We start from the raw sequence: 13583 nt of genomic DNA, 5'->3' as shown, positions 1-13583 counted from the left end.
ATGTTGAGCTTGTGTGTCACGGTGGCACCGGGTCTGCTGAACACGTGACCCTCCCCTACCCGTCCGGCACGATCCTGAGCGACACCCGCGCGCACCTGCTCAAGCTGGACGAGGCCCGCCGCCACATCCGCCACCGCCACGCCGCAGGCCTGCCGCTGCACAACCTGAGCGGGCTGGAACGCCGGATCGACCTGCCCGAGGTGGATCCGTGGATCCTGGACGACGAGTGGTCCGGCGCGCTCTACGCCGAGCCACTGCGCGAGCTGGGCCTGGAACACCTGGGCGGGGAGTCCGGCCGGGACGACATCCTGGTCACCAACCGGCTCACCGCGGCGCTGTACGCCGCCATGCAGGTCACCGTGCGTCCAGGCGACACGGTGGTCGGCGTCTCCCCCACCTACAGCCACCCCGCCGTGACCCGGGCGGTCCGCGACGCAGGCGGCCACCTGGTCGAGACCACCGTCGCCGACCTGGCGAAAACCCTTGCCACACAACAGAACGTCGCCGTGGTCGCGCTCACCCGCCTGGCCGTCACCTACGACGCCCTGTCCACCGAGGACCTGCACCACGTGGTCGAACTGGCCCACGCCCACGGCGCCCTGGTCGTGGTCGACGACGCAGGCGGCGCCCGCGTCGGCCCAGCCATCCTCGACCAGCCCCGCACCCTGGAGTTCGGCGCCGACCTGGGCGCCACCGGCCTGGACAAGTACGGCGTCGGCGGCCCCCGCGTCGGCCTGCTCGGCGGCCGAACCGACCTGGTCGCCCAGGCCCGCGCCCGCGCGTTCGAACTCGGCACCGAATGCCGCCCGGCCCTCTACCCCGCGGTCGCTCAAACCCTCCAGGACTACCGCCCCCAACGAGTCCGCGACCTGGTAACCCAAACCCACGAGGTAGGCGCCGCCCTCCGCGAACGCCTGGGCCCCTGGATCGAACAAACCCCCTTCATCACCCGCCTACCCGGCAAAGCCATCCAGTCCGAACTGGCCCGCCGCAAACCCATCGCCCCCATGGCCCCCATCGAAGCCACCGCCGCCCTGGCCATGACCCTGCTCCGCGACCACGGCCTGCTCACCGTCCACTTCGCCGGCCTCCCCCCAGGCACAGACGCCCTACTGATCAAGTTCCTCCCCCCGGAAACCATCGCGACCCTGGGCGGCCCCGCAGCCTTCGCGACAGCCCTGGACGACGCCCTGGACCAGACAGCGGCAGCACTGACAGACGAGGCGGCAACCCGGCGACTGCTACACGGCCCACTTCCGTAGAACACTGTTGTCACACGGCAAGTTGTCGGCCCACCAACCGCTGTCGCTGGCCGCACCGCGGTGGGCGGCAGGTGTTGCGGGCGCCGTCAGTCCTTGGCCTTGGCAGCGAGCCGGGCTTGCACCTCGGGCCGACGCAACGGCGGGATCGTAGGCGGCGGGACCTTGCGGTCGGGCAGTTCGGCCAGCAGACGGGTGGTCGTGGCGGTCACTTCGGCGACCGCGCGTTCGAACGCCTCCCGGGTGGCGTCGGAAACCGACTGAACCCCACTGACCTTGCGCACATACTGCCGAGCCGCGGCCTCGATCTCCTCAGCAGTCGCCGAAGGCTGCAACCCACGAAGCGTGGTGATATTGCGACACATAAACCCCACCCTACGACCGCCCCCCGACAACAGCCCGCCCACCAAAACCCCCACCCACAACAGCCAACACCCCGTACAATAACGGCCAACACACCGTACGAAAACGGCCAACACACCGTCCCAGAACGGCCAACACGCCGGGAGCTTGAAACCCAGCCCGCGTGTTGGCCGTTATGGACGGTGTGTTGGCCGTTCTGGTACAGGGTGTTGGCCGTTGTGGGACGGCACGTTGGCCGTTGTGGGACGGCGGGCGGGCGAAGCCCGGAGCCCGGAGGGCGGGCAGTGGGTTGGCTTGGGTGCCGGGCGGGCGAAGCCCGGAGCGGGGAGCGTCGGGGGCAGGCGGGCGAAGCCCGGGAACGCTGCGGCTAGGCCGTTCCCACGCGCCGCGACCGGGCGGAGCCCGAGGACAAGCAGCCGGGGTGGCTTTTCGAAAACCTAACCCGAGCGGTTCCCCATCCCCGTCAGCCTGGAGAGGACACACCACATCCCGGCAAGCAGCCCCGCAACACAAACCGCCGCCAAGTCAACACAAACGCAACCGGGCTGCTTGCCGGGATGTGGTTTGGTATCGGAAGGCTGACGGGGATGGGGAACCGTACGAGCACTGCTCTCTGCCCTTGACTTTGAATCTCCCCCCATCCTTTGATTCCTGCCCGTCCGGCGAGGACGCCTTTGATCTTCGCCGGACGGGCAAACCCCTTACACCTACTGCATGTGCGCGAACTTCTCGTCCGTGCTCCGCCGGTCCGCCCGGCGCTGCTTCACGTTCTCCACCATCGTGTACAGCGTCGGCACCAGCAGCAGCGTCAGCACCGTCGAGGACACCAGCCCACCGATCACCACGATCGCCAGCGGCTGCGAGATGAACCCGCCCCCACCCGTCAGCCCCAACGCCATCGGCACCAGCGCGAAGATCGTCGCCGCGGCCGTCATCACGATGGGCCGCAACCGATGTCGCCCACCCTCGATGACCGCTTCCTGCACACTCAACCCATCCCGCCGGTACTGATTCATCAAGTCAATAAGCACAATCGCGTTGGTCACCACGATCCCGACCAGCATCAGCATGCCGATCAACGCCGGCACCCCCAGCGCCTTGCCCGTGATGAGCAGCAACCCAATCGCACCCGTAGCCGCGAACGGAATCGACACCAACAGGATCAACGGCTGCACCAGACTCTGGAACGTAGCAACCATGATCACGAAGACGATGGCGATGGCCACCAGCAGGGCCAGCCCCAGATCACTGAACGCCTTCTGCTGTTCCGCGCTGACGCCGCCGATGCTGTAGGCCGCGCCACCCGGCAGCTTGAGCGCGTCCAGTTTCTGGCGGAGCTGGGTGGTGACCTCGCCCAGGTTCTGGCCCACCGGGGTGGCCTTGACCGTGGCGCTGCGGGAGCCGTTGATCCGCTTGATCTGGACCGGGGCGTCCACCTGCTTGACCTCGGCCACCGAGTCCAACCGCACCGGGCCGCCCGCGGTGATCAGCGGGTACGCCTTGATCTGGTTGAGGTTCTCCGGGGCCAGGCCGCCGGAGAGCAGCACGTCCTGGCGCTTGCCCTCCACCGAGATCTGGCCAACCGTGGCACCGCGGAAGGCCTGCGCCAGCAGCTGACCGACCGCCTGGTCGCTCAGGCCGAGCTTGCCCGCGGCCTCCCGGTTGAGGGTGATCTGCACCCGCGGCGCGCTGTCGCCCAGGTCGCTGGCCACGTCGGTGACGCCGCTGATGCTCTGCACGGTCTCGGTGACCTTGTCCGCGGCGGTGCGCAGCGCGGCCGGGTCGGAGGCCTCGACGTTGACCTCCAGGTTGCTCGCGCCCAGGCCGCCGCCACCGCCACCCGCGCCGACGGTGACGTCTCCGGCGTCGGTGAGGGCCTTGGTGCGTTCGCGGAGCCTGGCCTCCACCTTGGGGGTGTCCACGCCGTCCTTGAGCGTGACCGAGTAGCTGGCCGAGTTGCTGCCGCCGCCCCCGCCGAAGGCCGCGAACCCGCCGGCCGAACCCACGTTGACCTGGTAGGTCTTGACCTCGGGGGTGTCCTTGAGGACGTCCTCGACCTTCTTGGCCGCGGCGTCGGTGGCCTGCAGGCTGCTGCCGATGGGCAGTTTCTGCTGCAACGCGATGGTGTTCTGGCCGGAGGAGTCCAGGAAGTTGGTCTGCAGCTGCGGGACCAGGGCCAGGGTGCCGCCGAAGACCAGCAGCGCGGCGATCACGGTGAGCCAGCGGCGGCTGGTCACCCAGCGCAGGATCGGCACGTACATCCGCTGCATCAGGCCGCGGCGTTCCTTCTCCACCTGCGCGCGCAGCACCTCGCGCGCCTCTTCCTCGTCCTCGGGCAGCACCGCGGGCTTGAGGAACCAGTAGGCCAGCACCGGGATGATGGTCAGCGCGACCAGCAGCGAGGCCAGCAGGGCGACCGTGACGGTGAGCGCGAACGGGGCGAACAGCTCGCCGACCATGCCGCCGACCACCGCGATCGGCAGGAACACCGCGACCGTGGTCAGCGTGGAGGAGGTGACCGCACCCGCGACCTCGCGCACGCCGTCGAGCACCGCCTCGCGTTTCTCCTCGCCGTAGCCCAGATGTCGTTTGATGTTCTCCAGCACCACGATCGAGTCGTCCACCACCCGGCCGACCGCGATGGTGAGCGCGCCGAGGGTGAGCATGTTCAGCGACAGGTCGCCGGTCCACAGCACGATCAGCGCGATCACCAGGGACAGCGGGATGGAGACCGCGGTGACCAGGGTGGACCGGATGGACAGCAGGAAGATCAGGATGATGATGACGGCGAAGCCCAGGCCGAGCGCGCCCTCGGTGGTCAGGCCCTCCACCGACTTCTCCACGAACGGCGCCTGGTCGAAGACCACGTCCAGCTTGGCGTTGCCGCCAACCGACTCGGCCAGGCTGCCCAGCTTGTCCCGCACCGCGTGCGAGACGTCCACCGCGTTGCCGTCCGGGGCCAGGGTGACCGAGATGCCCAGGCTCTGCTTGCCGTTGGTGCGGGTCAGCGAGGTGGCAGGGGACTCGGTCTCCTTGATCACCGCGACATCGCCGAGCTTGGCCGGTTTGGCCGCGCGACTGGCCGCGCCGCCGGTGGCGCTCGGGGTGAGGTAGAGGTTCTGCAGGTCCTTCAACGAACCGAGCTGCTGGCCGACCTGCACCGACAGCGACTTGTCCCCGTCGGTGATCGACCCGGCCGGGATGGAGATACCGTTGGCGCGCAACGCCTCGGCCACCGCGGTCGGCGCCAGGCCGGCGGCGAGCAGCTTGGCGTTGTCCGGGGTGATGGTGACGATCTGCTTGGGCGCGCCGGTGACCGAAGCCTCCCGCACCCCGGACAGCCGCTGCAGCTCGGGCACCACGCTGCGGTCCAGCTTCTGCGCCAGGTCCTTCAACTCGCCGTCGTTGGCGGCGGCCAGCACCACCGCGGGCAGGCTGTCGGTGGAGCCGACGATCACATCCGGCTCGACGTCCTGCGGCAGCTGCTTGGCGATCCGGTTCAGCGCCTGCTGGATGTCGTTGACCGCGTCGCTGACCACGGTGCCGTACTGGAACTGCACCTGCACCGTGGAGGAGCCCTCGCGCGAGGTGGAGGTGACCTTGTCGACCCCCTTGATCCCGCGCACCGCGTTCTCCACCGGGATACTGACCTGGTCCTCCACCAGCTCCGGCGAGGAGCCGGGGTAGGCGGCGACCACGGTGGCGGCCGGGAACTCCAGTGAGGGCAGCAGCTCCTGTTTCAGGGACGGGATGGCGAACGCGCCGAAGACTGCCGCGACTATCGCGATCAACGCGATCAGTGCCCGGTTGGCGAGGCTCAGCCTGGCCAGCGAAGTCATGCTCGTCTCCTGAGTTGGTTATTCAGCCTGACGCTAATAGTCTGCCTCACCCGAAAGGTTCGTGTGGTGTGGGGCTGTTAACGTCCGGTACCCGCGACACGAACGTTGCATGCGGAGCCCAGGGAGCAGAGTTGCCGGAGGAGTTGCCGGCGGATCGATCCGAGATGATCGAGTCGCTGATGAGCGCCCAGCGGGAGCTGCGCGCGCTGGCCGCCTCCGACCACGACAACCCGCTGTTCTCGGTCAACCTGACCATGCAGCAGCTGCGGTTGCTGCTCGTCGTCGCCATCCAGGGCCCCCTGTCCAGCCAGGAGCTGACGCACGCGCTCAAGGTCAGCCCCGCCACCGTGACCGGACTGGTGGACCGGCTGGTGGCACACGGGTATGTGTTGCGTCGTGAGGATCCCAACGACCGGCGGATCCGGCGCATCGAACCCACGAAAGAGGGACAAGAGTTGATCGCCCGGCTGGAGGACGCGGGGGCCACCCACTTCCGCGGTCTGCTGGACCGGCTCGACGCCGAGGACCTGGTGGCGCTGGACCGGGTCATTCGCAGGCTGGTGGAGCTGGCCCGCGAGGAAAAGGGGGAACGATCGTGAACCTGGCGGAACAGCTGTTCCTGCTGGCCTGCGACCCGGACAAGCAGCGCGTGCCGGAGCGGCACAAGCTGGGGTACGTGGTGCGTGCGGCGGCGCTGACCGAGCTGAGCCTGCGCGGCTGCCTTGCCGACGCGGAGGGCTGGGTGGCCACCGGCGCGAGCAAGCCCACCGGCGACCAGCTGCTGGACGGGGTGCTCACCGAGATCAGCCGGGACAAACCGCGCAAGTGGACGGCCTGGGTCCGCAAGCAGCGCCCCGCCACGGTCAACGCGGTGCAGGACGCGCTGGCCCGCTCGGGTGCGATCTCGGTCCGGCCACGCCGGATCCTGGGACTCTTCCCCACCTACACCGTCACCGTGCACAACCCGGTGGCCAGGCAGATGTCGGTGCAGCGGGTGCGCGCGGCGGTGACCGGCACGGGTGCGCTGCCGCCCGCGGACGCGGCGCTGGCCGCGCTGGCCGCCACCGCGGAGCTGAAGGATCTGCTGAGCAAGCGGGAGCTGAAGGCGGCCAAGCAGCGGATCGAGGAGCTGCTGGCGGTCTGCGGACCGCCAGGACTCGCCCTGCGCAAGGCGATCTCGGACCTCAAGGCCGCGGCCGCCAACAGCTCGAGCGGCTGAGTGGCACTCCGGGTCGAGCTGCTGGGACCGGTCCGGGCGGTCGCCGCGGACGGCACACCGGTGGCCATCGGCGGCGCCCGGCCGCGGATGCTGCTGGGCAGGCTCGCGCTCGCCGCGGGCCGGACGGTCGCCGCGGACACGCTGATCGAGGACATCTGGGGCGCCGAGCCGCTGACCGGGGCGGCGAACACGCTGCACGCGCTGGTGCACCGGCTGCGTCGGGCACTGCCGGTGGCCGGGCTGGTGGAGTCCTCGCCGGTGGGCTACCGGCTCGCGCTGGACGCGGACACCGTGGACGCGCACCGGTTCGAGGCCCTGGCCGCCCGCGGCAGGCGCGAACTCGCCGCGGGCGAGGCTGGGTTGGCCGCGGCCACCCTGGCCGACGCGCTCGCGCTCTGGCAGGGCGAGGCCCTGGCCGACGTGCGCGCGGCCCCCTACGCCGAGACCGCCGCGGCACGGCTGGCCGAACTGCGCGCGGCGGCCAGGGAAGACCGCTTCGACGCCGAACTGCGGCTGGGACGGCAGGCCGAGGTGCTCGCCGATCTGGAGGCGGCCCTGGCCGAGCACCCGCTGCGGGAACGCCTGGCCGCACTGCGGATGCGGGCGCTGTGCGCGGCCGGTCGCCAGTCCGAGGCCCTCGCTGTGCACGAGGAGATCCGGGCCCGGCTCGCGGACGAACTCGGCGTCGACCCCGGCGCCGAACTGCGCGAGACCCACCTGGCCGCGCTACGCGGCGAACTCGACCGGCCGGTGGCCCGCACCGGACCCGCACCCGGTCGGCTGCCCGCCCGGCTGACCTCCTTCCTCGGCCGCGCCGACGAGCTGAAACTCGTGGCCGAGCTGCTGGACACGGCCCGGCTGGTCACCCTGACCGGACCCGGCGGCGTCGGCAAGACCCGGCTGGCCACGGAGGCCGCCGCCGCGCACCGGGCCCACCGCGGCGGCCGGTTGTGGCTCGTCCCCCTGGCCGGGGTGGACCATCCGGACGGTGTGGCGGGCGCCATCCTCGGCACGCTCAGCACCGGACCGGGGCTGCACACCGGCGCGCCAACCGAACCCCTGGAGCGGGTGGCCGAACTGCTCGGTGGCGACGAGGCCGTGCTGGTGCTGGACAACTGCGAGCACGTGGTGGCCGAGGTCGCCCGGATCGCCCAGCACCTCCTGGAACACCGGCCCCGGCTGCGGATCCTGGCCACCAGCCGGGAATCCCTGGACATCCTCGGCGAGACACTGTGCCGCCTGGACCCGCTGCCCGTGCCACCCGAACACGCCGATGCCCACGACGTGGCCGAGTCCGTCGCGGTGCGGCTGTTCCTGGACCGCGCCGCCGCCGTCCGGCCCGGCTTCGCCCTCGATCCGTCCACAGTGGACTCGGTCGCGGAGGTGGTGCGCTGCCTGGACGGCCTGCCACTGGCCCTGGAACTGGCCGCGGCCCGGCTGCGCTCGATGACCATCGGCCAGATCGCCCGGCGCCTCGACGACCGATTCCGCTTGCTGGACAGTGGGAACCGGGCCGCCCAGCCCCGGCAGCGCACCCTGCGCGCGGTGATCGAGTGGAGCTGGGACCTGCTCACCGAACCGGAACGGGTCCTGGCCAGGCGACTGTCGATCTTCCCGGCGCACACCGAGGCCGAGGCGGTGGCGGCGATCTGCGCCGACGGAGACGCGCTCGTGCCAGGCGAGGTCGGCTACCTGCTCGGCTCGCTGGTGGAGAAATCCCTGCTGCAGCAACACGCCGAGGGCTACCGGATGCTGGCCAGCATCCGCGCCTTCGCCGCCGGGGAACTGACCGCGGCGGGCGAACGGGAGAGCATCCGGGACCGTTTCACCGCCCACTTCGCCGCGCTGGCCGCCGAGTACGAACCCCAGGCCCGCTCACACGGACAGCCCGCCGTGCTGGCCGGGATCGCCGCCGAGTACGACAACCTGGTCTTCGCCCTGCGCTGCGCCCTGGAGCGCCGGGACGGCGAGGCCACCGCGCGGCTGCTCGGCCTGCTGCACTGGTACTGGTACGCCGCCCGCTACGACGCCCGCACCGAATCCTTCCTCGCCGAGGCGCTCACCCTCGGCGACGCGCTGCCCGCCGCGGCCAGGGCCGCCTACACCGCCATCGACGCGCTGATCGGCCGGCACTCCCCCACCATCGACCCGGACCGGGTGCGCGCCCTGCTCGCCGACTGCACGCGCACCGGGGCCTACCAGCGTTATCCACTGCTGCTGACCGCCACCCTGCCGGTGGCCAGGCAACTCGGCCTGCACGACCTGGTGGCCGCCGAGATGGCCGTGGTGCGCGACGGCGGCGACCCCTGGGCCAACGCCTGCGTGTCCATCCTCGAAGCCGGCATCGCCGGGGAACGCGGCGACTGGGCCGGACTGGCCGCCGCCAGGGCACGGGCGGCCGAGCAGTTCGCCGCGGCCGGGGACCGGCTGTGGACGGCGGTGGCACTGGCCGCGCTGGCCGAGGTGCACGGCGTCGCGGGTGAGCAGGCCGCGGCCGTGGCCGGACTGGAACGGGCCATCGCGCTGACCGCCGGACTCGGCTCCCAGGACGAGGTCTCCTACCGGGTCGGCCTGGCCGTCCTGCGCGGCCGCACCGGCGACCTGACCGCCGCGGCCGGGGACCTGGACGCGGCCGAGCAGCTGACCAGAACCCGCGGCCTGGGCTACATGGAGATCGAGGTGCTGCGCGGCCGCGCCGAGATCCACCGCCGCACCGGCGAGTACCCGCGGTCGGCCCAGGCCCTGGACCGGCTGGCGGAACTGGTGGGGCAGTTGAGCATCGGGCAGCCCGACGGCCTGCTGGCCCCTGGCCGGATGGCATTGCTGCTGCGCACCGGCGAGATCACCGCCGCCCGCGCGCTGCTGCCCACCGTGATCACCGCGGCCCTGGCCGACAACGACCCGGCCCCGGCCGCCCAGCACCTCGCCTGGCTGCGCAGCCGGGAAGGCGACCATCCCGGCGCGGCCACCGCGCTGGGGCTGAGCCAGGTCCTGCGCGGCGCCTTCGACCAGGGCGACCCCGAACTGCGCGACCTGGTCGCCGACCTCACCGACCGGCTCGGCGAGTCCGGCTACGCCGCGGCCTACCGCGCGGGCGCCAAGCTGCCCAGGCCGGACGCCCTGCGTGAGCTGGCCTTACTCGGACCGTCAGCGGCTGTCAGCGCGCTATAAGCCGCCTGTCACCGCCGCCGCGCACAGTTGGCCCCAGCGAAGCCAACGGTGAGAGGACACGAGATGACTGAGTTCGAGAGCCCCGGCCGGGACGGGGTGCGGGCGGCCATGGACACCGTGGTGCGGGAGCTGGGCGCGCCCAGCATCGCCGTCCGGATCCAGGACGAGCACGGCGCCTGGTTCGGCTCCGCCGGATCGGCCGACACCGTCACCGGCGCGCCCCGGGTGCCGGGCGAGCGGCTGCACACCGGCAGCATCTCCAAGGCGTTCACCGCGGCCACCGTGCTGCGACTGGAAACCGAGGGCAGGCTGGACCTCGAGGACACCGTGCAGGACTGGCTGCCCGGCTCGATGGACGGCAGCGAGTACGACGCCGCCAAGATCACCATCCGGCACCTGCTGAACAACTCCAGCGGCCTGTTCGCCACCGGCATGGCCACCGAGATCCAGCGCCGCGCCATGTTCCGCTCCGCCTTCGACGCACACCGCTTCGAGGTGTGGCCGCCCGCGGAGGTGCTCCGGGTCGCCCTGTCCCAGCCGCCGGTCGGCGCGCCGGGTGAGCGATTCTGGTACTCCAACGGCGGTTTCGCCTTCGCCGCGGCCATCGTGGAGAAGGCCACCGGCAACAGCTTCGAGTCCGAAGTGGACCGCACCGTGATCGCACCGCTGGGGCTGCGGCACACCTTCACCCGGCACCGCGAGGAGACCGGGTACCGGGGCAGGCACCCCAGGGCCTACGCGAAGATCTTCCTCCGCGAGGGGGTGCGGCCGGAGGACGTGCGGCCGGACAACTGGGGTGAGCTGATGGAGGATGCCGGCCTGCCGCCGCTGGATGTCACCGAGGCCAACACCTCCTGGGGCTGGGGCGCGGCCAACGTGGTGTCTACATTGGACGATCTGACCACGTTCTTCCACGCCATGATCACCGGCGGTCTGCTGCCCGAGCGGCAGCACCGGGCGATGTGGACCACGATCCCCACCGCGGGTTCGCACTGGATCGCCAACACCGGCTACGGCCTCGGCCTGTACGAGCTGACCCTGTCCAACGGCCTGAAGCTGCGCGGCAGCGGCGGGCAGAGCTTCGGCACCTGCACCCTGGTGCTGGGCACGCCGGACGGCAGGCACACGATCGCCATGCACACCAACAACGACTGGGCGCCCTTCCCGATCCTGGACAAGATCATCGAGGCGGAGTTCGGCGCCTCGGGCTTCGCGTTGCAGGGCTGAGGAAAGGAGAACGGCCGGGCTCCCGAGGGGGGAGCCCGGCCGTTTGTCGTTGCTAGCGGCCGAGTTTCTTGTCCAGGCCCGCGCGGCGCAGGGCGTCGGCCATCGCGCCGCCCATACCGCCGCCGGAGCCACCGGAACCGCTGGAGCCACCGCCGTCGCGCCGGTTGCCGCCGCCGGAGCCGCCCTGGCGCTGACCGCCACCGGAGCCGCCACGCTGACCGCCGCCACCGCCGCCACGGTTTCCGCCACCCTGCGGACGGCCGCCGCCGCGCTGGCCACCGGCCTCGCGCGGGTTGCCGCCGCCGCCCTTCTCCGGCTCGTCCTCCAGCCGCAGGGTGAGCGAGATGCGCTTGCGGGCCGCGTCGACCTCCAGGACCTTGACCCGGACGATGTCGCCGGACTTGACCACGTCGCGCGGGTCCTTGACGAAGGTGTTCGACATGGCCGAGACGTGCACCAGGCCGTCCTGGTGCACACCGACGTCGACGAAGGCGCCGAACGCGGCCACGTTGGTGACCTGGCCCTCCAGGATCATGCCGGGCTGGAGGTCGCCGAGCTTCTCCACGCCCTCCTTGAACACCGCGGTCTGGAAGGCCGGTCGCGGGTCGCGGCCGGGCTTGTCCAGTTCCCTCAGGATGTCGGTGACGGTGGGCAGGCCGACGGTGTCGTCGACGAAGTCCTTGGGCTGCAAGGAGGTCAGCACCCGGGTGTTGCCGAGCAGTTCCTTCAGCTCCAGCTTGGCCGCGCCGGCGATCTTGCGCACCACCGGGTAGGACTCGGGGTGCACGCTGGAGGCGTCCAGGGGGTCGTCACCATCCGGGATGCGCAGGAAGCCCGCGCACTGCTCGAAGGCCTTGGGGCCCAGGCGGGCGACCTTCTTGAGCTGGCCGCGGGAGTTGAACGGCCCGTTCTCGTCCCGGTGCAGCACGATGTTCTCGGCCAGGCCCTCGCCGATGCCGGAGACCCTGGTCAGCAGCGGGGCGGAGGCGGTGTTGACGTCGACGCCGACGGCGTTCACACAGTCCTCGACCACCGCGTCCAGCGAGCGGGACAGCTTCACCTCGGACAGGTCGTGCTGGTACTGGCCGACGCCGATGGACTTCGGGTCGATCTTGACCAGCTCGGCCAGCGGGTCCTGCAGGCGGCGGGCGATGGAGACCGCGCCGCGGATGGACACGTCCAGCTCGGGCAGCTCCGCCGAGGCGTAGGCCGAGGCCGAGTACACCGACGCGCCCGCCTCGGACACGGTGGTCTTGGTGAGCTTGAGCTGCGGGAACTGCTTGATCAGGTCCCCGGCGAGCTTGTCGGTCTCCCGGGAGGCGGTGCCGTTGCCGATGGCGATCAGCTCGACCTTGTGCTTGTCCGCGAGCCGGGCCAGCACGGCCAGGGACTCGTCCCAGCGCTGCTGCGGCACGTGCGGGTAGATGGTGGCGTGTTCGACCACCTTGCCGGTGGCGTCGACCACCGCGACCTTGACACCGGTGCGGAAGCCGGGGTCCAGGCCCATGGTGGCGCGGGTGCCGGCTGGCGCGGCGAGCAGCAGGTCGCGCAGGTTGGCCGCGAAGACCCGGACGGCCTCGTCCTCGGCGGCCTGGCGCAGCCGCATCCGCAGGTCGATGCCCAGGTGCACCAGGATCTTGGTGCGCCAGGCCCAGCGCACGGTGTCGGTGAGCCACTTGTCCGCGGCCCGGCCCTTGTCCTCCACACCGAAGCGGGCGGCGATGGCGATCTCGAACCGGCTCGGCCCGGTGGGGGCGTCCTCGGCGAGTTCCTCCGGCTCCAGGGTGAGGTCGAGGACCTCTTCCTTCTCGCCGCGGAACATGGCCAGGATGCGGTGCGAGGGCAGCTTGGTGAACGGCTCGGCGAAGTCGAAGTAGTCGGCGAACTTGGCGCCGTCGGTCTCCTTGCCCTCGCGCACCTTGGCCAGCACCCGGCCACGGCCCCACATGTCCTCGCGCAGCGAGCCGATCAGGTCGGCGTCCTCGCCGAAGCGCTCGACCAGGATGGAGCGGGCGCCGTCCAGGGCGGCCTGCACGTCGGCCACGCCCTTGTCGGCGTCGACGAAGACCGCGGCGGCGGCCTTGGGGTCGGTCTCCGGGTTGTCCAGCAGGCCGTCGGCGAGGGGTTCCAGCCCGGCCTCGCGGGCGATCATGGCCTTGGTGCGGCGCTTGGGCTTGTACGGGAGGTAGATGTCCTCCAGCCGGGCCTTGGAGTCCGCGGCGAGGATCTGGGCTTCCAGCGCCTCGTCGAGTTTGCCCTGACTGCGCACGGATTCGAGTACGGCCGCGCGCCGTTCCTCCAGCTCGCGCAGGTAGCGCAGGCGCTCTTCGAGCGTGCGCAGCTGCGTGTCGTCGAGCATGCCGGTCGCTTCCTTGCGGTACCGGGCGATGAACGGCACGGTGGATCCGCCGTCGAGCAGCTCGACCGCCGATCGCACCTGCCCTTCCCGCACACCGATTTCCTCGGCGATCCGCTGATGAATCGAGGTGGTCACAGGGACAGCCT

The 13583-nt window shown here is 71.2% G+C and carries 8 protein-coding genes; 5 read left to right on the top strand and 3 right to left on the bottom strand.

Going from position 1 to position 13583, the window contains the following annotated elements:
* The first annotated feature begins 44 nt into the window (after positions 1-44).
* Positions 45-1262 (top strand): aminotransferase class I/II-fold pyridoxal phosphate-dependent enzyme, encoded by a 1218-nt coding sequence (locus HNR67_RS20925; RefSeq protein WP_185003932.1) that lies wholly within the window; start codon positions 45-47, stop codon positions 1260-1262.
* 86 nt (positions 1263-1348) lie between these two features.
* On the opposite strand, the gene HNR67_RS20920 is transcribed toward HNR67_RS20925, so the two are convergent.
* Positions 1349-1624, bottom strand: a complete 276-nt coding sequence (locus tag HNR67_RS20920) for a DUF2277 domain-containing protein (protein ID WP_185003931.1) — start codon at positions 1622-1624, stop codon at positions 1349-1351.
* A 705-nt stretch (positions 1625-2329) separates the two neighbouring features.
* Positions 2330-5461, bottom strand: coding sequence for an efflux RND transporter permease subunit (locus HNR67_RS20915; protein WP_185003930.1), 3132 nt, complete (start codon positions 5459-5461; stop codon positions 2330-2332).
* Positions 5462-5592: 131 nt separating this feature from the next.
* Here HNR67_RS20915 and HNR67_RS20910 point away from each other — a divergent pair, with 131 nt between their 5' ends.
* From HNR67_RS20910 to HNR67_RS20895, 4 genes are all read left to right on the top strand, one after another.
* The gene (locus HNR67_RS20910; RefSeq protein WP_185003929.1) at positions 5593-6060 is read left to right on the top strand and encodes a MarR family winged helix-turn-helix transcriptional regulator; all 468 of its coding nucleotides are present in this window, start codon (positions 5593-5595) and stop codon (positions 6058-6060) included.
* The gene (locus HNR67_RS20905) at positions 6057-6680 is read left to right on the top strand and encodes a GOLPH3/VPS74 family protein (protein ID WP_185003928.1); all 624 of its coding nucleotides are present in this window, start codon (positions 6057-6059) and stop codon (positions 6678-6680) included. Before HNR67_RS20910 ends, HNR67_RS20905 begins: the two co-directional genes overlap by 4 nt.
* Positions 6681-9851 carry a BTAD domain-containing putative transcriptional regulator gene (locus tag HNR67_RS20900; protein ID WP_312987724.1) on the top strand — a complete coding sequence of 1057 codons (3171 nt, stop codon included), beginning with the start codon at positions 6681-6683 and terminating at the stop codon, positions 9849-9851. It abuts the gene before it with no gap.
* A gap of 63 nt (positions 9852-9914) precedes the next feature.
* On the top strand, positions 9915-11078 hold the full coding sequence (locus HNR67_RS20895; protein WP_185003927.1) for a serine hydrolase domain-containing protein: 1164 nt from the start codon (positions 9915-9917) through the stop codon (positions 11076-11078).
* Between the two features lie 52 nt (positions 11079-11130).
* Here the strand turns inward: HNR67_RS20895 and HNR67_RS20890 are convergent, their stop codons facing one another.
* Complete coding sequence (locus tag HNR67_RS20890) at positions 11131-13572, bottom strand: Tex family protein (protein WP_185003926.1); 2442 nt, start codon at positions 13570-13572, stop codon at positions 11131-11133.
* Positions 13573-13583: the final 11 nt, after the last annotated feature.

It is taken from the genome of Crossiella cryophila, from assembly GCF_014204915.1.
Classification (GTDB): domain Bacteria; phylum Actinomycetota; class Actinomycetes; order Mycobacteriales; family Pseudonocardiaceae; genus Crossiella; species Crossiella cryophila.
Note: the sequence above shows the minus strand (reverse complement) of the source record. Positions and strands in the feature narration are given on the sequence as shown.